Annotated in this window: 22 protein-coding genes; 14 read left to right on the forward strand and 8 right to left on the reverse strand. The window is 72.7% G+C overall.

All coding sequences use genetic code 11. From position 1 onward, the window contains the following. Positions 1 to 16: 16 nt before the first annotated feature. Together AB0J71_RS29630 and AB0J71_RS29635 are read left to right on the forward strand one after the other, a co-directional pair. Positions 17 to 787 carry a MoaF C-terminal domain-containing protein gene (locus tag AB0J71_RS29630; RefSeq protein WP_352330079.1) on the forward strand — a complete coding sequence of 257 codons (771 nt, stop codon included), beginning with the start codon at positions 17 to 19 and terminating at the stop codon, positions 785 to 787. Positions 788 to 799: 12 nt separating this feature from the next. Next, a complete protein-coding gene (locus AB0J71_RS29635; RefSeq protein WP_352330080.1) occupies positions 800 to 1,192 on the forward strand; it encodes a nuclear transport factor 2 family protein in 393 nt (130 codons plus the stop codon). A 41-nt stretch (positions 1,193 to 1,233) separates the two neighbouring features. On the opposite strand, the gene AB0J71_RS29640 is transcribed toward AB0J71_RS29635, so the two are convergent. Continuing rightward, entirely contained in the window at positions 1,234 to 2,169 is a 936-nt protein-coding gene (locus AB0J71_RS29640) for a TIGR03619 family F420-dependent LLM class oxidoreductase (RefSeq protein WP_364417050.1), read from the reverse strand. Positions 2,170 to 2,265: 96 nt separating this feature from the next. On the opposite strand from AB0J71_RS29640, the gene AB0J71_RS29645 reads away from it, so the two are divergent. The 6 genes from AB0J71_RS29645 to AB0J71_RS29670 are packed head-to-tail and all read left to right on the forward strand — an operon-like array spanning position 2,266 to position 8,875. Further along, positions 2,266 to 3,459, forward strand: a complete 1,194-nt coding sequence (locus AB0J71_RS29645; protein ID WP_352327193.1) for an ABC transporter substrate-binding protein — start codon at positions 2,266 to 2,268, stop codon at positions 3,457 to 3,459. Beyond that, positions 3,459 to 4,316: a branched-chain amino acid ABC transporter permease gene (locus tag AB0J71_RS29650; protein ID WP_352327194.1), complete on the forward strand. Its 858-nt coding sequence runs from the start codon at positions 3,459 to 3,461 to the stop codon at positions 4,314 to 4,316. The genes AB0J71_RS29645 and AB0J71_RS29650 overlap by 1 nt, the downstream gene beginning before the upstream one ends. Beyond that, on the forward strand, positions 4,303 to 6,060 hold the full coding sequence (locus tag AB0J71_RS29655; protein WP_364417052.1) for an ATP-binding cassette domain-containing protein: 1,758 nt from the start codon (positions 4,303 to 4,305) through the stop codon (positions 6,058 to 6,060). Before AB0J71_RS29650 ends, AB0J71_RS29655 begins: the two co-directional genes overlap by 14 nt. Then, on the forward strand, positions 6,057 to 6,767 hold the full coding sequence (locus AB0J71_RS29660) for an ABC transporter ATP-binding protein (RefSeq protein WP_352327196.1): 711 nt from the start codon (positions 6,057 to 6,059) through the stop codon (positions 6,765 to 6,767). The genes AB0J71_RS29655 and AB0J71_RS29660 overlap by 4 nt, the downstream gene beginning before the upstream one ends. Next, entirely contained in the window at positions 6,764 to 8,332 is a 1,569-nt protein-coding gene (locus AB0J71_RS29665) for an amidohydrolase family protein (protein ID WP_364417054.1), read from the forward strand. Before AB0J71_RS29660 ends, AB0J71_RS29665 begins: the two co-directional genes overlap by 4 nt. Before the next feature lie 45 nt (positions 8,333 to 8,377). Further along, positions 8,378 to 8,875 carry a MarR family winged helix-turn-helix transcriptional regulator gene (locus tag AB0J71_RS29670; protein ID WP_352327198.1) on the forward strand — a complete coding sequence of 166 codons (498 nt, stop codon included), beginning with the start codon at positions 8,378 to 8,380 and terminating at the stop codon, positions 8,873 to 8,875. On the opposite strand, the gene AB0J71_RS29675 is transcribed toward AB0J71_RS29670, so the two are convergent. Next, positions 8,850 to 10,079 carry a cytochrome P450 gene (locus AB0J71_RS29675; protein ID WP_364417056.1) on the reverse strand — a complete coding sequence of 410 codons (1,230 nt, stop codon included), beginning with the start codon at positions 10,077 to 10,079 and terminating at the stop codon, positions 8,850 to 8,852. The genes AB0J71_RS29670 and AB0J71_RS29675 overlap by 26 nt on opposite strands. A 150-nt stretch (positions 10,080 to 10,229) precedes the next feature. Between AB0J71_RS29675 and AB0J71_RS29680 the strand changes: the two genes are divergently transcribed. After that, positions 10,230 to 11,621, forward strand: a complete 1,392-nt coding sequence (locus AB0J71_RS29680; protein ID WP_364417058.1) for a tetratricopeptide repeat protein — start codon at positions 10,230 to 10,232, stop codon at positions 11,619 to 11,621. Between the two features lie 87 nt (positions 11,622 to 11,708). Continuing rightward, positions 11,709 to 12,533 (forward strand): PIG-L family deacetylase, encoded by an 825-nt coding sequence (locus tag AB0J71_RS29685; RefSeq protein WP_352327201.1) that lies wholly within the window; start codon positions 11,709 to 11,711, stop codon positions 12,531 to 12,533. Positions 12,534 to 12,742: 209 nt separating this feature from the next. Here the strand turns inward: AB0J71_RS29685 and AB0J71_RS29690 are convergent, their stop codons facing one another. Further along, entirely contained in the window at positions 12,743 to 13,939 is a 1,197-nt protein-coding gene (locus AB0J71_RS29690) for an MFS transporter (RefSeq protein WP_364417060.1), read from the reverse strand. An 87-nt stretch (positions 13,940 to 14,026) separates the two neighbouring features. Continuing rightward, a complete protein-coding gene (locus AB0J71_RS29695; protein WP_364417062.1) occupies positions 14,027 to 14,479 on the reverse strand; it encodes a carboxymuconolactone decarboxylase family protein in 453 nt (150 codons plus the stop codon). A gap of 70 nt (positions 14,480 to 14,549) precedes the next feature. On the opposite strand from AB0J71_RS29695, the gene AB0J71_RS29700 reads away from it, so the two are divergent. Further along, a complete protein-coding gene (locus AB0J71_RS29700; protein WP_364417064.1) occupies positions 14,550 to 15,941 on the forward strand; it encodes a PLP-dependent aminotransferase family protein in 1,392 nt (463 codons plus the stop codon). A 106-nt stretch (positions 15,942 to 16,047) separates the two neighbouring features. On the opposite strand, the gene AB0J71_RS29705 is transcribed toward AB0J71_RS29700, so the two are convergent. Continuing rightward, positions 16,048 to 16,767 (reverse strand): GNAT family N-acetyltransferase, encoded by a 720-nt coding sequence (locus AB0J71_RS29705; RefSeq protein WP_364417066.1) that lies wholly within the window; start codon positions 16,765 to 16,767, stop codon positions 16,048 to 16,050. A 296-nt stretch (positions 16,768 to 17,063) separates the two neighbouring features. Further along, positions 17,064 to 17,564: a helix-turn-helix domain-containing protein gene (locus AB0J71_RS29710; protein WP_352327084.1), complete on the reverse strand. Its 501-nt coding sequence runs from the start codon at positions 17,562 to 17,564 to the stop codon at positions 17,064 to 17,066. A 182-nt stretch (positions 17,565 to 17,746) separates the two neighbouring features. On the opposite strand from AB0J71_RS29710, the gene AB0J71_RS29715 reads away from it, so the two are divergent. Continuing rightward, a complete protein-coding gene (locus AB0J71_RS29715) occupies positions 17,747 to 18,547 on the forward strand; it encodes an SDR family oxidoreductase (RefSeq protein WP_364417068.1) in 801 nt (266 codons plus the stop codon). 172 nt (positions 18,548 to 18,719) lie between these two features. Here AB0J71_RS29715 and AB0J71_RS29720 read toward each other — a convergent pair whose 3' ends face one another. After that, positions 18,720 to 19,415 (reverse strand): hypothetical protein, encoded by a 696-nt coding sequence (locus tag AB0J71_RS29720; protein WP_352327082.1) that lies wholly within the window; start codon positions 19,413 to 19,415, stop codon positions 18,720 to 18,722. 227 nt (positions 19,416 to 19,642) lie between these two features. Between AB0J71_RS29720 and AB0J71_RS29725 the strand changes: the two genes are divergently transcribed. Together AB0J71_RS29725 and AB0J71_RS29730 are read left to right on the forward strand one after the other, a co-directional pair. Further along, on the forward strand, positions 19,643 to 20,128 hold the full coding sequence (locus tag AB0J71_RS29725; RefSeq protein ID WP_364417105.1) for an SRPBCC family protein: 486 nt from the start codon (positions 19,643 to 19,645) through the stop codon (positions 20,126 to 20,128). A gap of 137 nt (positions 20,129 to 20,265) precedes the next feature. Continuing rightward, a complete protein-coding gene (locus AB0J71_RS29730) occupies positions 20,266 to 21,210 on the forward strand; it encodes a carbohydrate kinase (protein ID WP_364417070.1) in 945 nt (314 codons plus the stop codon). A 49-nt stretch (positions 21,211 to 21,259) separates the two neighbouring features. On the opposite strand, the gene AB0J71_RS29735 is transcribed toward AB0J71_RS29730, so the two are convergent. Next, on the reverse strand, positions 21,260 to 23,842 hold the full coding sequence (locus AB0J71_RS29735) for a hypothetical protein (RefSeq protein WP_364417072.1): 2,583 nt from the start codon (positions 23,840 to 23,842) through the stop codon (positions 21,260 to 21,262).

The following is a 23,842-nucleotide window of genomic DNA, read 5'->3' on the forward strand; positions in this document are numbered from 1 at the left end:
GGAGGAAGGAGCGGCCATGACCGATCGCCCTGCCGGTTGGAAGAACATGGACGATTTCGCGCCCGGGATCGCCACGAATCGCCTGCCGGCCACGTACGCGCTCGCGGGCACCGAGGTGGACCTCACCTTCGACGACGGCAGCAAGACGTCCCTGGCCTTCGCCGGTCGTTACAAGCTGCACGCCGACGGCGGCCCCGCCGAGCCGTACGAGGCCGTGGCCATGCGCGAGGACCTGTTCTACGTGGGCCGCGCGCACGCCGAGCGGCCCCGCGAGTACACGGTCACCGTCCTGCACACCAGCACGGGCCGGGCGCTGCGCGTGGTCTCGGTCATCGCGCCCGAGCCGGTCCCGGGGCAGCCGCGGGTGTCGCAGACGTTCACGCCCGGCGTGATCGAGGGCCGGGAGGTCACCGGCGAGCCGCCCGCGCCGACCCGCGAGCTGATCGGCCGGCGGGCCCTGTACCGCTACAGCCCCGAGCACCTCTACGAGCACGTCTACCTCAGCTCCGAGCGTTACGCCTGGCAGTGCCTGGCCGGCGCGCAGCGCGGCCACGGCGACGTCGACCTGGCCGCCACCTGGAAGATCGCCGACGGCCTGTACGTGTTCACCTTCCGCGAGTTCCGCATCCCGGTCGCGGCCACCTGGCTCTACGACTGGACGGCCCTGCGCACGGTCGGCACCTTCTTCGGCCTGTCGGGCGAGGGCGAGATCCACCACTCCCCCGGCGGCGCGCACATCGAGCCGCTGGGTCAGGTCACCTATCCGGCCGGTGAGGAACCGGTCTGAGGAGAAACACAGATGAGCGACAATCTCGACGCCGTACGCGCCTCCTACGCGGCCTCCGCGGCCGGCGACGTGAACGGCATCGTGTCCCTGCTGGGCCCGCAGGCCCGGTGGACGGAGATGGCCGGCTTCCCGTACGCGGGCACGTACGTGGGGCCGCAGCAGGTGCTGTCGGAGGTGTTCGCCAAGCTGGGCAGCGAGTGGGACGGCTACCAGGCCGAGCCGGAGGAGTTCGTGGACGGCGGCGACGTGGTCGTCGTGATCGGCCACTACAGCGGCACCTACCGCGCCACCGGCAAGTCGATGAGGGTGCGCTTCACCCACGTCTGGCACCTGGAGGACGGCGTGGCCACCCGGTTCGAGCAGTTCACCGACACGGCCCTGGTCCGGGAGGCGCTCGTCCCATGATCCCGTCGCGCGGCCGGATGAGGGCCGGCCGCGCGACGTCCTCAGCCGGTCAGCTCGCCCACGCGCCGCATGACCTCGCGGCAGAACGCGCCCACGCCGTCCGGGTCGTCGATGAACTGCGACGGCTTGATGCAGAACGTGGTGTACCCCTCGGCCATCCGGGCCGGGATGTGCTCCAGGGCGGGCCCGAGCGGCGCGCAGGAGACGGCGTCGGGGAAGACGGCCCGCGTGCCGCCGGCCAGCTCCAGCTCGCCGATGTCACGACCGGCCGCCTTCATGCCGTCGGCCAGGGCCTTGATGTCCTCGGCGGGCGGGTAGCCGAGCGGGTTGAACCCGCTGCCCCAGCGGGTCATCCGGCGCAGCAGCCGGTCGCTCATCCGCGCGCCGCCGAACCACAGCGCGGGCCCGCTCTCCCGGTAGGCCTTCGGCTCGAAGTACACCTCGTCGAACCGGTAGTGCCGGCCGTGGTAGGTGACCGGCGAGTCCCGCCAGAGCAGCTCCCAGATCTCCAGGTGCTCGTCGAGGAGCTCGCCGCGCCGTTCGAAGGGCACGCCGAGCGCGGCGTACTCGTCGCGGCTCCAGCTCACGGTGGGCAGCACGACGAGCCGGCCCTGCGACAGCAGGTCGAGCGTGCCGAGCTCGCGGGCCAGCGCCAGCGGGTGGCGCAGCGGGGCGAGCACCGCGGCGGCGGCCAGGCGCAGCCGGGTGGTGACCGAGGCGACGGCCGCCAGCAGGCCCAGCGAGTACGGCCACGGCGTGAACGGGTCCTGGTTGCCGGGCAGCGCGTACTCGCGGGGGTTGGCCATGCGGCCCCGGGCGCCGGCGTCGGGGCCGAGCACGAGGTGTTCGCTGATCATGACCGAGTCGAACCCGGCGTTCTCGGCCTCGCGTGCCCACCGGACCAGCACCGGCAGGTCGCGGGCCGAGGTCATCGTCCAGTTCTCGGACAGCACGAGTTGCATGCGCGGTTGCTTCATCTTGCATTCATACCCGAACGATCTTCATCAAGCTAGCTCTTGAACCCAATCGTTTGGCACCTTACGATCCCTCCAAAATCCGCAGAGAGGTCGCCCATGATCCCCATGAGGGCACTCGCCGTCCCGCTCGCCGTCCTGCTGCTGGCCGCCGGGTGCGGCCTGTCCGACGACCCGCCGGCCGCCTCGTCCGGCGGCGCCGGCGACGTCATCAAGGTGGGCGGCGTCAGCTCGCTGAGCGGCGCGGTCACCTTCCCCGACTCCTCGGCCGCCGCCAAGGCCGTCTTCGACCGGGTCAACGAGCAGGGCGGCGTCAACGGCCACAAGATCGAGTACGTCAGCGCCGACGACAAGGGCGACCCGGCCGCCGCCGCCCAGGCCGCCCGGGACGTCGTCACCAACCAGGGCGTGGTGGCGCTGGTCGGCTCGGCCAGCCTGCTCGACTGCGCCGTGAACGCCCCCTTCTACCAGCAGTCGCGGATCGTCTCCGTCCAGGGCACCGGCGTCGACCCGACCTGCTTCGACTCCCCGGCGATCTCCCCGGTGAACACCGGCCCGTACCTCAACATGGCGATCAACCTCTACTACGCCTCCGAGGTGCTCAAACGGGACAAGGTCTGCATGTTCCTGGCGATCCTCGGCAACACCAACGACGCCTACGGCGGGGCCGTGAAGAGCTGGACCGCGCTCACCGGCAAGAAGCTCGCCCTGGACGACCGCACGGTCAAGCCGGACTCCGACCCGACGCCGTTCGTGCTGCGGGCCCGGCGGGAGGGCTGCCAGGCGGTCCTGTACAACGGCACCGAGCCGATGGCGATCTCCTGGATGAAGGTCGTCAAGCAGCAGGGCGTCAGCGGGATCGACTGGCTGATGACCACCGCCCCCTACACCGAGGCCGTCGCCAAGGCCCTGGGCGCCGACGGCGACGGCATGTACGCCAACGCCGAGTTCGAGCCGTTCACCGAGGCCGACTCGCCCGCGCTGAAGGACTGGCGCACGCTCATGACCTCCAGGAACGTGCCGCTGACCTCCTTCGGGCAGGGCGGCTACCTGGCGGCCACCTACTTCGTGGACACGCTGAAGACGATCAAGGGCCCGATCACCCGGCAGTCGGTGACGGCGGCCTTCCAGGCGCTCAAGCCCGTCCAGACCCCGATGACCGGCACCCCGTACGAGTTCGGGCAGGCCCCCAGGCACTTCTCCAACCGGGCCGGCAAGATCGTCCAGCTCAGGGGCGGGGCGTGGCACGTGGTCACCCGCGAGTGGGTGCGCTACCCGGGGACGCTCGGCTGATGTTCCAGGGCCTGGTCTCGGGGCTGGCCGCGGGCGGCACGTTTGCCGCCCTCGGCCTCCTGCTCACCGCCATGTACCGGCTGACCGCGACGGTGAACCTGGCCGTCGCGGCGACCGGCGTGGCCGGGGTGTACGTGATGGCCGCGCTCGCCGGGACGGGGTGGCCGTACTGGGCGGCGGCCCTGGCCGGGGTGGCGGCGGGGGCGCTGGTGTCGGCCGGGTGCGGGTTCGTGATGACGCGGTGGTTCGCCGAGAGCGGGCCGCAGACCCGTACCGCGGTGTCGATCGCGCAGCTCATCGGGATCATCGCGCTGGCCTACATCGCCTTCGGCGACGAGCCCCGGGTGCTGCCGAACCCGGCCGCGGGCCGCGTCGCCACGCTGGCCGGCGTCGTGGTGACGCAGGGCGCGGTCGTGCTGCTCGCCCTGGCCGTGGTGATCGGCGCGGGCACCTGGCTGCTGCTCACCCGGACGCCGCTGGGCCTGCGCCTGCGCGCCATGGCCGAGCGTCCGGTGACCACGGAGCTGCTGGGCATCGGCACCAGGGCGCTCACCGTGACCGTGTGGGCCCTGGCCGGCGCGCTGTCGTCGCTGGTGCTGCTGGTGGTGGCGCCCGTGCGGTCGAGCGACATCCTGTCGCTGAGCATGCTCATCGTGCCCGCCTGCGCGGCGGCGCTGCTCGGCGGGCTGCGGCGGCTGGCCGGGGCGCTGGCCGGCGGCCTGGCGCTCGGGCTGCTCGAAGGGGTGCTCGCGGGGTCGGCGGTGGTGCAGCAGTACCGGGACGTGGTGCCGTTCGCGGCCATCCTGCTGATCCTCGTGTGGAGCCGGCGGCGGGAGGTGTGGGATGCGTCCCGCTGACCGGCCGGTGCTGCGGTGGGCGCTCGCCGGCGTCCTGATGGCGGCGGCGGCCTACGGGCTGGCCGCCGGGCTGCCGGCGTACTGGGTGTTCCTGGCGATGTCGGCGGTCATCTCCGGGGTGCTGCTGCAGAGCCTCGGCGTGGTGGCCGGGCAGGCCGGGATGGTGTCGCTGTGCCAGATGGCCTTCGCCGCCATCGGCGCCTGGACCACCGCCCAGCTCAACGTCTGGGGCGTCCCCGGCGGCCTGTACGTCTGGCTGCCCCTCGCGGGCCTGGCCGCCGTGCCGTTCGGGCTGCTCATCGGCCTGCCGGCGCTGCGGCTGCGCGGCGTGCACCTGGCGATCGTCACGCTGGGCTTCGCCGCGACCGTGGACGTCGTGATGGCCGCCAACTCCTTCCCCGGCGTGAGCCAGGGCGTGGTGGTGGGCCGTCCGGCGGGGCTGGCCTCCGACCGCCAGTTCTTCCTGTTCTGCTGCGGCGTCTTCGCGCTGGTGGCGGTGGCGCTGGCGGTGCTGCGGCGGACCCGGCTCGGGGCGTCGTGGCGGGCGCTCAAGGAGTCCGAACGGGCCACGGCGGCGGCCGGCACCAGCGTGCCGGGGGCCAAGCTGAGCGCCTTCGCCGTGAGCGCCTTCATCGCGGGCGCGTCGGGGGCGCTGCTGGCCGGACAGCTCGCCATGGTGGTCTCGCGCAACTTCGACCCGGGCCAGTCGCTGGTCGCCTACGCGGTGGCCGTGATGGCGGGCGCCCACCACGCGGAGGGCGCGCTCATCGGCGGGGCGCTGGGCGTGCTGGTGAGCGAGCTGCTGCGGCGGTTCGGCGTGCCGCAGCAGTGGGCGAACGTCGTCTTCGCGGTGGGCGCGGTGCAGGCGATGACGCAGGGCTCGGGCATCAGCGACGGCCTGCGCGCCGCCCTGCGCGCCCGCCGTGCCCGCCGCGTCAGCCGCGCCCGCGGGTCCGGCGCCGCGCCGGCCGTGCCCGCCGCGGCGGCTGACCCCGAGCTGCCCGCGCCCGGTCCGGACGGACGGCCGCCGGCGTTGCGGATCGAGGGCGTCGGCGTGCGGTACGGCCAGGTCGTGGCCGTGGACGGCGTCGGACTCACCGTGCTCGCCGGCGAGGTGCACGGGCTGGTCGGCCCGAACGGCGCGGGCAAGTCGTCCCTGGTCGACGCGATCAGCGGGTTCGTGCCCGCCGGCGGCGGCCTGGTCGAGGTCGGCGGCGTGGCCGTCGCCGGGGCCCGGGGCGGCACGGCGGTCCACCGGCGCGCCAGGGCCGGGTTGCGCCGCACGTTCCAGCAGGACCGGGTGCCGGTGGGCCTGTCGGTGCGCGAGTACCTGCGCTTCGCCGCGCGCCGCCCACTGAGCGACGCCGCGCTGGCGGAGTGCCTGGCCGGGCTGGTGGCGGCGGCGCCCGGCGACCCGATCGCCGCGCTCGACGTGGGCAGCAGGCGGCTGCTGGAGGTGGCAGGGACGCTGCTGGCCCGTCCCGCGGTCGCGGTGCTGGACGAGCCCGCCGCCGGCCTCGGCCACGCCGAGAGCGAACGGCTGGGCGCCTGGCTGCGCCGGGTCCCCGCCCGGTACGGCGCCGCCGTCCTGCTCATCGAGCACGACCTGGACCTGGTCAGGGCGGCGTGCACGGCCGTGACCGTGCTGGACTTCGGCCGCGTCATCGCCCAGGGCCCGCCCGCCGAGGTGTTCGCCGAGCCCGGCGTCCTGCGGGCCTACCTGGGTCAGGAGCCCGCCGCGTGAGCGGGCGGACGGGAGGCGACCCCATGGACCTCGTGCTGCGGGACGTGACCGTGGCCAGGGGCGGCCAGCCGGTCGTCAGGAATGTGACGCTGACCGCCGCGCGCGGGCAGGTCACCGTCCTGCTCGGCCCGAACGGCGCGGGCAAGACCACGCTGCTCGAAGCGGTCTCGGGCGTGCTGCCCGCCGCCGGGGGCGAGATCGTGCTCGGCCGGACCACGCTGACCGGCCGGCCGCGCACCCACCGGGCCCGGCACGGCCTGGCGCACGTGGAGCAGGGCCGGGCCGTGTTCGCCACGCTCACCGCGCGCGAGAACCTGGCCCTGGCCGGCGACCCCGGGCGGGCGCTGGAGCTGTTCCCCGAGCTGGAGCGGCGGCTGGACGTGCGGGCCGGGCTGCTGTCCGGCGGCGAGCAGCAGATGCTGGTCCTGGCCAGGGCCATCGGGACCGGCCCGGTGGCGCTGCTGCTCGACGAGATGTCGCTCGGCCTGGCCCCGGGCGTCGTGCGCCGGCTGCTGCCGGTGATCCGGCGGCTGGCCGACGAGGGCTGCGCGGTGCTGCTGGTCGAGCAGTTCGCGCACGCGGCCCTGGCCCTGGCCGACAGCGCGTACGTGCTGGTCCACGGCGCGATCACCTACGGCGGCGACCCGGCGCCGCTGCGCGAGTCGGATGCCGCGCTCAGGCGCGCCTATTTGGGAGCTGATTCATGACGAACGCCGATCTTCTGCTGGTCAACGGGCGGGTGCTCACCATGGACCCGGCGCGGCCGTACGCGACCGGCGTGGCGGTGCGCGACGGCGTGATCGTGCACGTCGGCGACGCCGCCGGGTGGAGCGCGGCCGAGGTGGTGGACCTGCGGGGCCGCGTCCTGCTGCCCGGGATCAACGACTCCCACCTGCACGCCTGCGGCTACGGCCTGACCCGCCCGCCGTTCTGCGTGGACGTGGCGGTGGGGTCGATCGCCGAGGTGCGGGAGCGGGTCGCCGCCGCGGTGCGCGCCGCCGGCCCCGGCGAGTGGGTGCGCGGGATCGGCTGGAACCCCGGCCGGCTGGCCGAGGGCCGGTCGCCGTCCAGGACGGACCTGGACGACGTCGCCCCCCACCATCCCGTCCTCCTCCAGGACTTCTCCGGCCACACCACGTGGGCGAACTCCGCCGCGCTGCGCTTGGCCGGGCTGCCCGACGACGGCGACGGCCTGCTGCACCACGGGGACCAGGGCCTGGTCCAGCGCCTGGTGCCGCCGCCGCCCGGCGGGCTGAGGCGGGTGCTGCGCGAGGTGGTGGCCGAGCTGAACCGGGCCGGGATCACCAGCTTCACCGAGCCGGGCCTCGGGCCGGGCGGCGGTGAGGCGTTCGCGGGCGGCATGGGGCCGGGGGTGCTGGGCGCGTACGCGGAGCTGGCGCGGGCCGGCGAGCTGACCGCGCGGGTGAGCGTGCTGGGCCTGCCGAGCCCGATGTCGGGCGCCTCGGTCGCCGACACCGCCGCCTACCTCGACCGCCTGCCGGACGACCTGGACGGCGTGGACGAGCGGCTGGTCCGACTGCTGGGCGTGAAGGTGTTCGCCGACGGGATCCCGCCGTCGGAGACGGCCTGGATGCGGGAGGCGTACCCGTCGGGCGGGCACGGCTCGCTGTGCACGCACGGCGGCACGGACGCCGAGCGGGTCGCCGAGCTGGACGAGATCCTGCGCCTGGTGCACGTGGCCGGCCTGCAGGCGGGCGTGCACGTCGTGGGCAGCCGGGGCGTGGACGCCGTCGTGGACGCACTGGCCGCGATCTCCCGCGAGCACCCGAGGGCCGACCCCCGCCACTACGTGATCCACGGCCAGTTCGCCTCGAAGCAGGCGCTGGCCACGCTGGGCGAGCTGGGTTACGGGATCAACCTCCAGCCGGTGCTGCAACGCGTCGAGTCGGGCACCACGCGCGAGCTGTTCGGCGCACGGGCGGCCGAGCAGGAGTGGCCGGCCCGCTCGGCGATCGACGCGGGCGTGCTGACCGCGTGCAGCTCCGACGCGCCGGTGACCGCGCCGGACTGGCGGGCGGGCGTGGCGGCGCTGGTCGCCCGGGACGGCGAGGGCATCTCGCTCGCCGAGGCCCTGGCCACCTATACGATCGCCGGAGCGCGGCAGGACTTCGCCGAGGGCTGGAAGGGCACGCTCACCCCGGGCAAGATCGCCGACCTGTGCGTCAGCGCGGCGACGGCGGACGACGACGTCGTGGCCGCGCCGGTGGACCTGACGGTGTTCGGCGGCCGGGTCGTTTGGTCCCGTTCGTGAGCGGGGGACGTGAAGATTGTTAGGTACCGAATATACTTTCGTGCCATGACGGGACACCACACGCTGCGCCAGACCGAGGAGGCCATCGGCCAGCGGCTGGGCGACCTCAACATCGACTTCGAGGCCATGTGGGCGGTGTCGAACGTCTACCGCGCGTCCTCGGCCATCCGCAACCACCTGGAGCAGACCGTCCTGCGCGACACCGGCCTGACCTGGACGGGGTTCGTGGTGATGTGGGTGGTGTGGATCTGGGGCGAGAGCGAGACCCGCCACGTCGCCGCCGAGGCGGGCATCTCCAAGGGCACGCTCACGGGCGTGGTCAAGACCCTGGAGTCCTACCGGCACCTGCGGCGCTTCCCGCACCCCACGGACGGCCGCCGGGTCATGCTGGCGCTCACCGCGACCGGCGAGCGGCTGATGCGCGAGCTGTTCCCGGAGTTCAACCGGCAGGAGGCGTTCGTGGTCAAGGAGCTGGACAGCGATCAGCGGCGCGAGCTGGCCGGCTCCCTGCGGCGCGTCATGGAGCACCTGGAGAGCATCTGACCGGCAGCTCCTTGATGCCGTTGACGAAGTTCGAGCGGATCCTGCGCACCTCGCCGGCGAGCTCGATCGACGACAGGCGCGGCAGCAGCTCCTCGAACAGCACCCGGATCTCCAGCCTGGCCAGCGCGCCGCCGAGGCAGTAGTGCGGGCCGCCCCTGCCGAACGTCAGGTGCTCGTCGGCGTCCCTGCCCACGTCGAACCGGTAGGGTTCGGGGAAGACGCGCTCGTCCCTGTTGCCCGAGGCGTACCACATGACGACCTTGTCGCCGGCGGCGACGCGGCGGCCGTGCAGGGTGACGTCGCGGGTGGCGGTACGGCGGAAGTGGTAGACGGGCGAGGCCCAGCGCAGGAACTCGTCCACGGCCCGCGGCATCAGCGCCGGGTCGGCGCGCAGCCGGTCGAGCTGGGCGGGGTGCTCCATGAGGGCGAGCATGGCGTGCGAGACGGCGTGCCTGGTCGTCTCGTTCCCGGCCACGACCAGCAGCAGGAAGTAGTTGTCGAAGTCGCGGTCCGACAGCGGCCGGCCGTCCACGGGCTCCTGGTTGACGAGCCGGCTGACCAGGTCCGTGCCCTGGCCGCCGCGGCGGCGGGCGGCCAGCTCGCGGCCGTACTCGAAGACCTCCAGGGAGGCCGGGCTGCGGAAGGGCAGGTCCTTGAACTCCTCGCTGTCGCGCAGGCGTTCCGGGTCGGTGTTCTCGATGATCTGGTTGCCCCAGTCGATGAGCCGCTGGGTGTCGGGCACGTCGAGCATGCGGGCCAGCACGTTGATCGGGAAGTCGGCGGCGACCTCCTTGACGAAGTCGAACTCGCCCTTGGGCAGGGCGGCGTCCAGGGTCGTGGCGGTCAGGCCGCGCAGGAACACCTCGTAGCCGGCCACCGCCCTGGCCGAGAAGTCGCGCAGCAGCAGCCGGCGCAGCGCGTGGTGGCGGGGGCCGTCGGTCTCCAGCAGGGAACGGCGGATCGCGGCCTGCCGCTCGTCGACCTCCTCCAGGTTGGTGAAGCCTTCGGAGGTGAACGTCTCCGGGTCGCGGCCGACGGCCACGATGTCGGCGTGCCTGGTGACCGCCCAGAAGCCCCTGCCGTGCCCGTGCTCGTCCTGCCAGTGGACGGGCGACTGCTGGCGCAGCACGTCGAACATGCGCCACGGGGTCACTCCGTCGGTGAACCGGCCGGGGTCGGCGAGGTCGACGTCTGCCAGGCGCATGGCTCTCCTTCACCTTGTTCGGCCACAAACATTACGGCTGGCGACTTATCCGGACAAGGGTTGTCGTGGGGTCGTACGGAAGCGAATGAGCTGTGCGGCCGGCGGGCCGTCGCCCTGAGCCGCCGGCGGTCGCGCGGTTACAGTGGCCGGGTGACCACCGACCAGCACGGCCTGGCCATGACCGGCGCGAGCGCCGCCGCCGCGCGCCACTACGACCGGGCGATCGACGAGCTGCTGCACTTCCGGGCCGAGGTCGCCGCCGAGGCGGCCGCCGCGCTGGCCGACTCCCCCGGCTTCCCGATGGGCAACGTGCTGTCCGCCTACCTCGACCTGCTGACCACCGAGGCGGCCGGCGCCCGTGCCGCGCGGGCCCGGTTCGCGTCCTTCCGCCGCCAGGCCGACGAGTCGTCGCTGCTGCCGCGCGAGCGTGCCCACGTGGCGGCCGTCCAGGCGCTGCTCGACGGCGACCTGACCACCTGCGGCGCGCTGCTCGCCGAGATCACCGTCGCCCATCCGCGCGACGCGCTGGCCCTGGCCGCCGGGCACCAGCTCGACTTCTTCACCGGCGACGCCCGCTCGCTGCGCGACCGGATCGGCGGCGCGCTCACCGCCTGGCACGAGGACGACCGGCACTTCGGCCAGGTGCTCGGCATGTACGCCTTCGGCCTGGAGGAGGCCGGCCACTACGACCGCTCGGAGCAGGTCGGCCTGCGCGCCGTCGAGCTCGACCCGCGCGACGTGTGGGGCATCCACGCGGTCGTGCACACCTACGAGATGCAGGGCCGCTTCGGCGAGGGCGTGCGCTACCTCGACGCCCGCCTGGGCGACTGGTCCACCGGCACGTTCTTCAACGTCCACACCTGGTGGCACTACGCCCTCTACGCCCTGGAGGCCGGCGACGAGCGGCGGGCGCTGGAGGTGCACGACGCGGCGCTGGCCGGCGGGCGCACGTCCATGGAGCTGCTGGACGCCGCCGCGCTGCTCTGGCGGCTCCTGCTGGAGGGCTCCGACCAGCACGAACGCTGGCAGGCCCTGGCCGACGCGTGGCCGCCGCTGATGGCCGAGCCGTTCTACGCCTTCAACGACGTGCACGCGGTCATGTCGTACGTGGGGGCCGGGCGGATCGGGGAGGCGGAGAAGCTGATCGCCTCGCGGGAGGCGTACACGCTGGAGGGCCGTCCGGGGGTCACCAACGTCGCGATGACGATGCGGGTGGGGTTGCCGGTGTGCCGGGCCCTGGTGGCGTACGGGCGGGGCGACTTCGCGGCGGTGGTCGACCTGCTGCACCCGATCAGGCACCGGGTCGGCGAGTTCGGCGGCAGCCACGCCCAGCGGGACGCCGTGCAGAAGACGCTGCTGGAGGCGGCGCTGCGGGGCGGGCGGCACGAGCTGGCGCGGGCGCTGGTGAGCGAGCGCATCGGCGTACGGCCGGGCAGCCCGTTCAACTGGCTCAAGCAGGCGGCGGTGGCCGAGGGGCTGGGCGACCGCGCGGCCGCCGCCGTCGCCCGCCGCAGGGCCGCGACGCTGATCGCCGAGGCCTGACCCGCTGCTCGTCCCGCCCGTCTCTCCCTGACGGTCGCCGCGAACGCGCGGCCGGAAGTGTCGCACGCGCCGAGTAGGGTTCCCTTCATGGATCGGGAACTCACCTTGATGGTCGTCCACGCCCACCCCGACGACGAGTGCCTGAGCACCGGCGGCGTCCTCGCCCGCTACACCGACGAGGGCATCCGCACCGTGCTGGTCACCTGCACCAACGGCGAGCAGGGTGACGACACGGGCGGCGTCAAACCAGGCGAGGAGGGTCACGACGCCGCCAGGGTGGCCGAGCGGCGGCTGGCCGAGCTGCGCGAGTCCGTCGCCCACCTCGGCATCGACCACCTGGAGCTGCTCGGCTACCGCGACTCCGGCATGGACGGCTGGGACACCAACCACCATCCCGACGCGTTCGCCAACGTGCCGGTCGAGGTGGCCGCCGCCAGGCTGGGCGAGCTGATGGAGCGCTACCGCCCGCAGGTGGTGATCACCTACGACGAGACCGGCGGCGGCGGTTACGGCCACCCCGACCACGTGCAGGCCCACCGCATCACGGTGGCCGCCGTCGAGGCGACCGGCGTCCCCGACAAGTTCTACTACACGGCGATCCCCCGGGCGGCGATCAAGCGCATGTTCGAGCTGATGCGCGACAGCGGCGTCGACCTGGGCGGCTTCGAGCCGTCCGACGACTTCGGCACCCCCGACGAGCGGGTCAACGCCGTCGTCGACGTCACCCCCTACGTCGAGCGCAAGCTCAAGGCCCTCAAGGCCCACGAGAGCCAGGGCGAGAACATCTTCCTCCTCCGCATGCCCGACGAGGCCCAGCAACAGGCGTTCTCCCACGAGGCCTTCGAACGGAAGCTGAACAAGGTCAACGCCCCCGACCACGAGGAAGACCTCTTCACCGGCCTCCGCCCCTGACCCTCCCCCGCTGGACTGTCCCGCGGTGATTTCGCGTGCCTGCCCATGTGCACTCACCCGTGGAACGGCGTTCGCCCTCGACGTGGTCTGCTGCGTGCGGTGTCTCACGGGTGGTCGCTTGTGAAACGCTCCCGGGCGCGCGACCGTGTCACCTCCTCTGCCGAAGGATGGGCAGTTCGTGAAATGCCTTGAGGCGGTGCGGGCCGTCGTCATGTCCGGCGGCCCGCGACGGTGACGAGCGGCGGCACCAGAACGGCCAGGGCGCCGCCGATCCACAGCACACTCACCGGGCCGGCGGCGTCGACCGCCAGGCCGCCGGCGAAGGCGCCGAGGGCGATGGACAGGTTGAACGTCGAGACGTACAGGGAGGACGCGGCCTCGGTGGCGGTAGGGGCGGCGTTGAGCATCCAGGTCTGGAAGGTGACCGGGACGGCGCCGTACGCCAGTCCCCAGACGACCAGGACCGCGGCCGCGGACAGGACATCGTGGCTGCCGATCGCGACGGCGGCCATGGCGGCGGTGAGCAGCAGGCCGATGCCGCACACGGTCTGCCGCAGGCGCGTGGCGACCAGGGCGCCGGCGAGGAAGTTGCCGCAGATGCCGGCGATGCCGAAGACGAGCAGCAGCACGCTGACCATGCCGTCGGCGACGCCGTCGCCGTGGAGGATGGGCCGCAGGAAGGTGTAGGCGGTGAAATGCCCGGTGATGGCCAGGAAGGTCATGGCGATGCCGGTGCGTACGGCGCGGTGGGTGCGCAGCACGCGCGGCAGGTCCGCGAACGTCAGGGTGCGCTGCGGCGCCACCTTCGGCATCACGATGACCATGCAGGCCAGCGAGATCAGGCCGAGCACGCCGACGGCGGCGAACGCGGTGCGCCAGCCGGCAAGGTCACCGGTCAGGGTGCCGGCGGGCACGCCGAGCACCGAGGCGGTTTCGACGCCGCCGAAGACGACCGCGGTGGCGCGGGCCACGTGGCGTTCGGGCACCAGGCGCAGGGCGATGCCGCCGGCCAGGGACCAGAAGCCGCCGACACTGATGCCGATCAGGAAGCGGGCCAGCAGGACGACGGCGAAGCTGGTGGCGAAGGCGGAAGCGAGGTTGGCCGCGCCCACGATGCCGATCAGCACGACCAGCACCAGGCGGCGGTCGATCCGGGCGGTGGCCACGGTGACCAGCGGCGCCGCGACGGCGGCGACCAGCCCGGGCACGGTGACCATGAGCGCGGTGGTGCCCTCGGACAGGTCGAGGGCGGCGCCGATGGGGGTGAGCAGCCCGACGGGCAGCAGTTCGGACGTCATCAGGGCGAAGATGCCCAGCGTGATGGCGAGGATCGCGGACCAGCCCCGGACCGGTGAAGGGCCGGGACCCTGGGCCGCGTCCGGCGAGCTCGCGTCGATGGTGGTCATGGGTGGGGGACCTTTCCGGGTGTGGTCAAGGCGCGGGCGGTGGCCGCGACAAGGCGGCCACCGCCCGGAAACAGGGACACGGGGGGCTTACTCGGTGCCGGGGGTCCTGCGCGTGGTCACGTTCATGCGGTTCCAGGCGTTGACCGTGAAGATCAGCGCGATGAGCTGGGCCAGTTCCTTGTCGTCGAAGTGCCGCGCGGCCTCGTCGTACACCTCGTCCTCGACTCCTCGCGGCAGCAGGGTCACCGCCTCCGTGAGCGCCAGTGCGGCGCGCTCCTTCGCGGTGTAGAGGCCGGCCTCCTGCCAGGCGCTGAGCTGGTAGATCCGCGCCTCGCTCTCACCGGCCCGGCGGGCGTCGCCGGTGTGGTAGTCGATGCAGTACGCGCACCGGTTGATCTGCGAGGCGCGGATCTGCACCAGCTCGATCAGCACCGGGTCCAGCCCTTCGCGAGCCGCGGCGTCCAGGGCCAGCACGGCCTTGAAGACCTTGGGGGCGACACGCGAGAGGTTCATCCGTTCGGCAATGGCGACGTTCGTCATGGCCACCACGCTAGGAGCGTGATCGGCCCACGATATGGTGCATTCTCATGACTCTTTCCTGGGCCAATTCGTGAACGGCAGCGACCTGCATCTGGAGCTGACCGGCAGCGGCGGCGCCCGGGTACGGCTGATGCGGACCCTGCGCGAGGCCATACGGTCGGGACGGCTGGCGCCCGGCACCCGGCTGCCGCCCTACCGCGCCCTCGCCGTGGACCTGGGCATCGCCCGCAACACGGTGGCCGCCGCCTACGCCGAGCTCGTCGAGGAGGGCTGGCTCACCGCGCGTCAGGGGTCGGGCACCCAGGTCGCGCACCGCGCCGCGCCGGTGGAGCCGGACCTGCGGCGAGCTCCCGCGCGTCCGTCCCGCCCGCGGATCGTCCATGATCTGATGCCCAGTTCCCCCGACGCCGCCGCCTTCCCCCGCTCGGCCTGGGCCACGTCGGCCCGGCGGGCGCTGACCGCCGCGCCCAGCGACGCCTTCGGCGTCGGCGACCCCCGCGGCCGGCCCGAGGTGCGTCAGGCGCTGGTGGACTACCTGGCGCGCACCAGAGGCGTACGCACCACGGCGGAGCACATCGTGATCTGCTCGGGGTACGCGCACGGGTTGCGGCTGCTGTGCCAGGTACTGCGCGGCCCGGTCGCCGTCGAGGCCTACGGGCTCGCCTTCCACCGGTCTCTGCTGACCGAAGCAGCGCTGAGGACCGTCCCGCTCACCGTGGACGCCCACGGCGCCCGGATCGAGGACCTTCCCGCGACAGACGTGCGAGCGGTCCTGCTGACGCCGGCGCACCAGTACCCCACCGGAGGCGCCCTGCACCCCCGGCGGCGGGCCGCGGTCATCGACTGGGCCCGCGCCACGGGCGGCCTGGTGCTGGAGGACGACTACGACGGCGAGTTCCGTTACGACCGCGAACCGGTCGGCGCCGTGCAGGGCCTCGACCCCGACCGCGTCGTCTACTTCGGCTCGACCAGCAAGAGCCTGTCCCCGTCGCTGCGGCTCGGCTGGATGGCGCTGCCCACCCGGCTGGTGGACGACGTGCTCGCCGCCAAAGGTTCGCGCGAGTTCTGGTCGAGCGTCACCGACCAGCTCGCCCTGGCCGACTTCATCGCCTGCGGCGCCTACGACCGCCAGCTGCGCCGGATGCGCGCGATCTACCGGCGCCGCCGGAGCCTGCTCACGGCCACGCTCGCCGAGCGCGCCCCGCACATCACCGTCAGCGGCATCGCCGCCGGCCTGCACGCCGTGCTCGACCTTCCTCCCGGCACGGAGGAGGCCACCCTGCGCGCCGCCCGCCGCCTCGGCCTCGCCCTGGACGGCCTGGGCCCCTACCGGCATCCGGACAGCGCCATGCCGGCACGCGACGGCCTGGTCGTCGGGTACGGCACACCGGCTGAGCACGCGTTCGCCGCCGCGCTGGACGCCCTCTGCCTGGCCCTGCCGGCCCCGGTGACACCGGGTTGATGAGGCCGGCCCGACGAGATCCGCACCACACGGCTGTCGAGTGCGGCATCCACCGCCTCACCGGGACCGGGCCCTCGATGAGAGGCTGTGCACCAGCGCCCGGCGTTCAGGGGTTGACGGGGTGTTCGGTGTAGTGGCCGCAGGGGTGGAAGCCCAGGCGGCGGTAGACGGGCTCGCCGTCGGCTGACGCCTGCAGGACCGCGATGCGATGATCCCGGTCGTGGGCCGTGCGGAGTGCCGCGAGCGTGATGGCGCCGCCGTAGCCCCGTCGGCGGTGGGTGGCCAGGGTGGAGATGTTGTAGATGCCGGCGACCCCCGCGTGATGGAACACTTCGGCGGAGCAGACCGGACGGCCGTCCACGTAGCCGACCAGATACCGGGCCGGACAGTGCGCGGCCAGTGCCTGCGGGGCGGCGCGGGCGAAGAAGCGGCGGACGGTGTCGGCAGGCGGGTCCCAGTTCGCGGCGAGAACCGCGGCGTAGTCGGCGAGCTGTCCCGGCGTGGCGACCCTCTGGATGTCCAGCCCCCGGACGGCGGGCGGTGGCAGGGCGCCGTCCAGCTCGGCCCACATCGCCGTCTCGCGTTCGGACGCCGGCAGACCGGCCGCCGTCAGGCGAGCACCGAGGTCCGGCGGTGTCGAGGCGGGCCCCACCCACCAGGAGAAACGGCGGCCGGTGCGCGCCAACGTCCGGGCGGTCTCGCTGATGCGCGCCTCGGCGTCGGCGGCGGTGAAGCGGGCCGTGGCGACGATGTTGAAGGTGTCGTCGTCCAGGCCGCTGTCGGCGATCAGGAGGTCATCGGTCTGCGTGACGGTCGCGCCGGTCATGCTTCGGTGGAGGTGACAGGCGTGTTCCGCCAGGTTCCGTTCCATCCTGTCCAGCAAGTCGGCGTCATCGAGCGAATGATCATTCATAGGGGTCGATCCCAGCATGATCCGGGTGGAGATCGCATGGAGTTTTGGGTCGTCCGCCGGGGGTGTCGCGCCGCGATTCACGGATTCGATACAAGATCCTTGAGTGCCGCATGGTGCCGCCGCTCGGCCACGGCAGCCGCGTACGCCTTCGCGGCCCTGCACGTCATCGGCATGGTCGTCGCGATGGCGGGGATTCCCGAGGTGAGGTGTCACCGCGGGTCGGCGGCGTCCGAGCGGTTCTTCCGGGACGCCTTGAGGGCCTCGGGGAAGCCGGGGCCGTGGACGACGTGGATCTGCGCGAGGTCGGTGACCTCTCCGCAGGTGCCGCAGGTGGTCTGCTCGGTGATGGCCCCGCCGCAACCGGTGTGCCGATACAGGATGGGCGGACCGTCGGGCGCCGCCCATCGGTCACCCCACTCCGTCAGCGCGATGATCACGGGTGCCAGGTCGAGTCCCTTCCGGGTCGCGGCATAGCCGCCCCGGTCGGGCTGCTCCTTGCTCGGCCGCCGTTCGAGGACGCCCGCGTCGACCAGGCTGTCCAGGCGTTTGGCCAGGATGTTGGTCGCGATGCCGAGGCGCTGGAAGTCGGCGAACCGGGTCGCCCCGGCGAACAGCACGTCGCGCACGATCAGCAGGCTCCATCGCTCGCCGATGACCTCCAGCGCCCTGGCGGCCGAGCACACCTGCGTGTCGTACGTCTTGCCCAGCATGGCGACCCCGCCTCCCAGAGCAGCACTTGCGTGATGCAAGACTACCCCTCTACTGTCGCTTGCATCACGCAAGTGTGCTCGTGAACGGCGGACGGCTCCCTGGCGGCGCCCACGGTGCGATCAGCGAACCCGCCTGTCCGTCCGCCCGGAAGACCGGAAGAACAATCATGTGGAGGTCACCGATGAGCGGATTGCTGCTCAAGGACAAGAACGCTGTGATCTACGGAGGCGGCGGCGCCATCGCGCGGGTCTTCGCCCGGGAAGGCGCGAACGTCTTCGTCGCCGGGCGGACGCAGGCGAAGCTCGACGTCGTGGCGCGCGACATCGCCGCCGCCGGCGGAACGATCGAGACCACCCAGGTCGACGTGCTCGACCAGGAGGCGGTCGACAAGCACGCCGACGCGGTCGCGGCGACGGCCGGCGGCATCGACATCGCCGTGAACGCCGTGAGCGTCCCGCACGACCAGGGCACGTTGCTGGCGGATCTGTCGCTGGAGGAGTTCATGCGGCCGATCGACGGCTTCTTGCGCACGCTGTTCATCACCAGCAAGGCCGTGGCGCGGCACATGGGAGGCGAGCGTCCCGGTGTGATCCTGACGCTGTCGGAGCCGGGCGCCAAGCTGGCCGTGGGCGGCATTTTGGGGCACGCCGTGAGCGCGGCCGGCAAGGAGGCGTTCTCCCGGGTGCTGGCCGCGGAGCTGGCGCCCGGCAACGTCCGGGTGATCGGCATCCGTCCGCACGCCGTCGTCGACGCGCCGGCAGCCGGTTCCTACACCAAGGAGCTCTTCGAGCAGGCGGCGGCAGCGGCCGGACAGTCGGTCGAGGAGATGCTCGACGGCGGCGCGATGGCACAGGGGACGCTGCTCAAGAGGCTGCCGACGCTCTCCGAGATCGCGGAGACGGCCGCGTTCCTGGCGTCGGACCGAGCGGGGGCCATGACCGGGACGATCGTCAACCTGACCAGCGGCGCGATCGTCGACTGAATTCAGAACGTTCGCCGGGCGGCGCGCGCGATGAGAGGGCGGAGGGGGGCTCGGTCACAGGACCGGCGAGGCGAACTCGGCGCGATCGCCGGCCCCGGGACGGGGGCCGTCTCCGCAGCGCCGAGCGGAAGGCCGCCTGCGGCCGTCGGATCAGACGTCCGGTGCGGGGTTGCTACAGGCCCGCGATGTCGATCGCCCGGTCGAGGTACATCTCGGTGCCTCCGGGCCAGAAGCGCTCGTAGAGGAGATATTCCAGCGGGTCCCGCCGCTCGTCCGTCAGGAATTCGCGGGCGGCCCTGGGATGGTTGGACAGGGCGGCCATGACGGCCGCCATGGGGTCCCGTTCGTCCAGGGGAATGGCGCACATCGGCCGTGAGTCCGGGCGCAGGTTCCGCCAGTACGGAGACGCGGGAGGCTGGCTGCGTTCGTAGTCGTAGACCTTGAAGGCGAGGTCGCGCAGGAACACGTCGGCGAAACGGCCGTATCGCAACAATTGCCCGAGTGCGAAGCCGGTTTCCGGGTCGTCGAGGTTTTCGAGCAGACGGTGGACGTAAGGGGTCGAGATCCTGGCCGCGCCGGGTGCCCGCGAAGCGGTGCCGAGAAGCGTGCTCAGCGCCCTGGCCAGCCGGTCGAGGCTGGTGGACTGGATGGCATGCGCGCGGCGCAGCCCAGCCAGAAGGCTCTTGAGCTGGCGCGGCGGCATCACGGCGGCGAACGCCACGGCGAAGTCGGGGTCGTTTCGGCGCTTTTCGAGTTCGGCCAAATCGTGGGAATCGATGGCGCCCTTCTTCCCCTCCGCTCCGCAGAACGACTGGACGAAGGAATCGTAACCATAAGAATGATCGGACAGCGCTGACCAAATTTTCACGATAAAAACGAAAAGTCGGGCGGCCAATCTTCGCTATACATCACCTCTCAGGGCAAATCGTTCGCCAGCATCGCACATCACGAAGAGATAACATTAGCGAGCCCTCGGACGGACACGAAAAAACCACATGCCCGACCGGAATCCCGGCCCCCGCAACCCCCGGCCCCCGCAACCCCCGGGGCAGCGAGACGACGGAAGGCCGCTGGACCCTCGTCTTCGTCCGTGACCTGCGGCATCCGCCGGAGAAGGTGTGGCGGGCGCTGACCGAGCCCGGACAGCTCGCCGCGTGGGCCCCGTACACCGCTGACCGGGATCTTTCCGAGGCCGGTGGCGCGACCCTCACGATGATCGACGACGAGAAGCCTCAGGACCTGGCGGCCGAGGTCGTCCGCGTTCAGCCGCAGACGCTGCTGGAGTACACGTTCGGCACCGACCTGCTGCGCTGGGAGCTGGCGGCGACCGGCGGCGGCGCCCGTCTGACGCTGCGGCACACCGTCCTGGATCGCGACCTGCTGCCGAAGGTGGCGGCCGGGTGGCACATCTGCCTCGACGTGGCCGACCGGCTGCTCGAAGGGCGGCCGATCCCGCCGATCCGGGGTGCGGCGGCGGTCGACTTCGGCTGGTCGGAGCTGAACGACCGGTACGCCCAGCAGCTCGACGTCCCGAACACCGGCCTGCCCGGCCACCTGAAGGACGGCGACCAGAGCTTCTGACGAGCCACGCACCCGACCCCGCAGCCGATGGGGGCGGGGAAGGCGGCCGGGCTGCGATGATGAGCTCCCATCCGGAGGCGTCGATGCCGCCCCAGGCGTACGGCATCGGCGGCGCGCGCCTCAGAAAGGCAGGCTCGATGATCGCTGTTCTGGGCGAGTGCGTCGCCGACGGCTTCACCACCGCGGCAGGTGGCGCGGCAGGTGGCGCGGGGCAGGGCGAGCTCGGGTTGCGGGTGCTGCCGGGCGGCGGCCCGGCCAACACGGCGGTGGCGCTGGCCAGGCTCGGCACGCCGGCCCGTTTCCTCGGACGCATCTCCGGCGACGTGTTCGGCGCGCTGTTCCGTGAGCGTCTGGCGTCCTCGGGCGTGGACCTGTCGGCGGCCGTCGAGGCCGCGGAGCCGAGCACGCTCTCCGTCGCCGCGCTCGACGGCGGCGGCCAGGCCGCCTACACCTTCTACGCGGGCGGCACCGCCGACTGGCAGTGGAGCCCGGACGAGCTGGCCCCGGCCCGGCTCGGCCCGGCCGCCTGCCTGCACACCGGGTCGCTGGCGCTGGTCAGGGAGCCGGGCCGGGCGGCGGTCGAGGAGTTCGCGCGCGCGGCCGCCGCGCGGGCCACGGTCTCGGTCGATCCCAACGTGCGGCCCACTCTGGCCGCCCGCGAGGACTACCGGGTCAAGCGCTGGTGCCGGTGGGCCGACCTGCTCAAGCTCAGCGAGGACGACCTGCGCTTCCTGCTGCCCGGCGTGCCGGTGGAACGGGCCTGCGACACCTGGCACGCCGCCGGGGCCCGGCTCGTCGTGGTGACCCGCGGGGCGGCGGGGGCCCTGGTGTCCCTCGACGGCGAACGGGCGGAGGTGCGGGCGCCGGAGGTCGACGTCGTGGACACGGTCGGCGCCGGCGACTCCTTCACCGCCGGGCTCCTGCACGACCTGGGCGCCCGCGGCCTGCTCGGCGGCCGGCTCGACGGCCTCGACCTGGACACCGCCGTGGCCGCCGCGTCGTTCGCGGCCCGGGTGTCGGCGCTGACGTGCTCGGTGGCGGGCGCGAACCCGCCCTGGGCCGACGCACTGGCCACCCCCTGACCGGCGGCCCCCTCGTTGACGACGGGGGCCGGTCAGGTGACGGGGGCGGTCAGGTGAGGGGGACGGTCGTGGTGGGGACGTTGTAGCCGCGTACGCGGAGCGCCGGCTGGTGGCCGCCGAGGTCGCTCGTGCGGTACGTGGCCGTGATGGTCGTGCTCTCCCCCGGCCACAGCGTGACGTAGTTGTCGGTGTAGGTCACCGGTACGACCTCGCGCCCGTCCGCGATCACCTCCGGGCGCAGGAGGAAGGCCAGGCCGGACGGGTTGCGCAGGGTGATCGTGACGGTCTCGGTCCCGGCGGAGACGGCGCGGACGCCGGTGGCGGCGACGTCGGCGGCGGGCAGGGCGTTCAGGCCGGTGAGGTCGGCGTAGGTCTTCGGCGTGGTGCGGTACCAGTTGCTCTTGTTGCCGAGCGTGTCGGGCGCGGTGGAGTACCAGTAGACGTTGTCGCTGACCTTGGCGCCGGCGGCGTCCTTGAGCTGGAGCCTGATGAGGTACGTCCGCGACAGCCCGGTCAGCGCCGGGATCGTCAGCACCTGGACGCCCGCGTTGGCCGTGGCGGTGACGGGGGCCGTGGCGGTGTACTTCTGCGCCAGGTCCGGCAGGTTGTGCACGGACACCGTGGCGGTCAGCCCGGACCGCGTGGTGAGGGTCGAGTTGACCACGTGCACGGCCCGGGTGAGGTAGTCGTAGGCGATGTGCACGGGTTCGGTGGCCTTCTTGGCGCCGAAGTAGCCGCCGCCGGGCTTGAGGTAGTAGTCGTAGAGGTTCCAGTGGACCGACGGCCAGGCGTTGTTCAGCATCCAGAAGATCGAGCCGAACGAGCGCACGTGCTGCCTGGCGCTCCACGCCTCGAAGAAGGCGCGGGCGTTCTCGTAGTTCTGCGCCTCGGACTTGCGGGACTGGTCGGCGGCGGAGGCGGGCGTGCCGTAGCGCCTGGCCAGGCCGGTGCTGTAGGGCGCGATGGTGTCGAACACGCTGCCCGGCTTGCCGGCGTGGTAGTTGTAGGCCGTGCCGATGGGCCAGACGTCGGCGGGCGCGAGGAAGCGTTGCAGCGTCTCCAGGGGCGGCGGCGACTCGGTGCCCTCCTCCCCCGTGCTGCCGTACGCGCCGCCGCTGCGGCTCTCGTCCCACCACAACACCGGGGGCTCCCACACGTACGGGCCGTCCATCTTCATGCCGGCGTCGGCGTTGGACCAGGTGGCGACGTTGTCCAGGGTGGGGTTCTGCCAGTGCAGGGCGGCGGCCACGCTCTTGTACGCGGCCAGGTGCGCGGCCGTCGGCGGCTGGTCGCTGCCGTAGGTCCACAGGAACACCGAGGCGTGGTGGCGCAGCGAGCGGAGCTGGCTGTCCAGCGAGGCGCGGGCGACCTGTTCCTGCTCGGCGGTCCAGGCGCTGTCGTCCTCCCAGGCGCTGCAGCAGACGAAGCCCGGCATGACCAGGATGCCCGCCTTGTCGGCCATGTCGTACAGTTCCTCGTTGCCGAGGGTGCCCTCCAGCCTGATGGTGTTCAGGCCCATGTCCTTGACGTAGGCGATGTGGGCGGCGTTCGTCCTGGTGTCCCAGCGCTGCATCAGGTCCCACACGTACCCGCCGCCGCGCAGCAGGATCGGCCGGCCGTTGATCTTGTATCCGGCGAACGAGGTGCCGTTGACGGTGGTGCGGTAGTCGGTGACCTCGCGGATGCCGAAGTCGATGGTCTTGCTGTCGGAGGCGCCCGCGCCGACCGTCAGGCGGTACAGCTCGGGGCTGCCGAACTGGTACGGCCACCACAACACCGGATCGCTCACGTGCAGCGGCGCGAAGGCGACCTCCTTGCGCTCGCGCGCGGCCAGCGTGACGGCCTGGGAGAAGGTGAGGTCCGGCCGGCCCGCCTTGCTGATCGTGCCGCTGACCGTGGTGGTGACAGGGGCGTTCGTCGCGTTGACGGCGTCCACGTAGACGGTCAGGTCGGCGGCGCCGCCCGACAGGGTGGTCCGCACGTACGGGTCGCGCAGGGCCACCGGGCCCGTGGTGTCCAGCAGGGTCGTGTTCCAGATGCCCGCGTTCATGTCGGGGGCCTCGGGGTTCCAGTCGACCGTGCAGGTGGACAGGTCCTTGCAGTCGTGGCGCGGCGGGGTGACCCGGACGGCCAGCGCGTTGACCGCGCCGGGCCGGATCGCGGCGGTGGCGTCGTACTCGTGGCCGACGAACGTGCCCACGGCCGCGGCGTCGAGCCGCACGCCGTTCAGCCAGATCTCGGCGCGGTAGCTGAGACCCTTGAAACGCAGCCAGTACACCTGGCCGGGGGCCGTTGCCGGGGCTGCGAACTCGCCGCGGAACCACCAGTCCTGGGTGGTCAGGTCGGGCACGTTCTTGAGGTTCTGGCCGAAGTAGACGTCCTGGTAGACGCCGTTGGCGACCAGCCCGGCCAGGACGGTCGAGGGCAGGGTGACCGGGTGCCAGCCGGTGGTGGCGTACCCGGGCGTGGAGATCACCGCGCCGGTGTCGGCGAGGCCGGTGGCCGGGCGCAGCGCCCAGCCTGAGGCCAGCTCGGTCGAACCGGCCGCCGCGACGGCGCTGCCGGCGCTCACCACCCCCGAGGCGAGCAGCAGGACGAGCACGGCCAGGACGCATCTGATCGATCGGGACAT

This window comes from Nonomuraea sp. NPDC049637 (assembly GCF_040675235.1).
In the GTDB taxonomy this organism is placed as follows: Bacteria; Actinomycetota; Actinomycetes; order Streptosporangiales; family Streptosporangiaceae; genus Nonomuraea.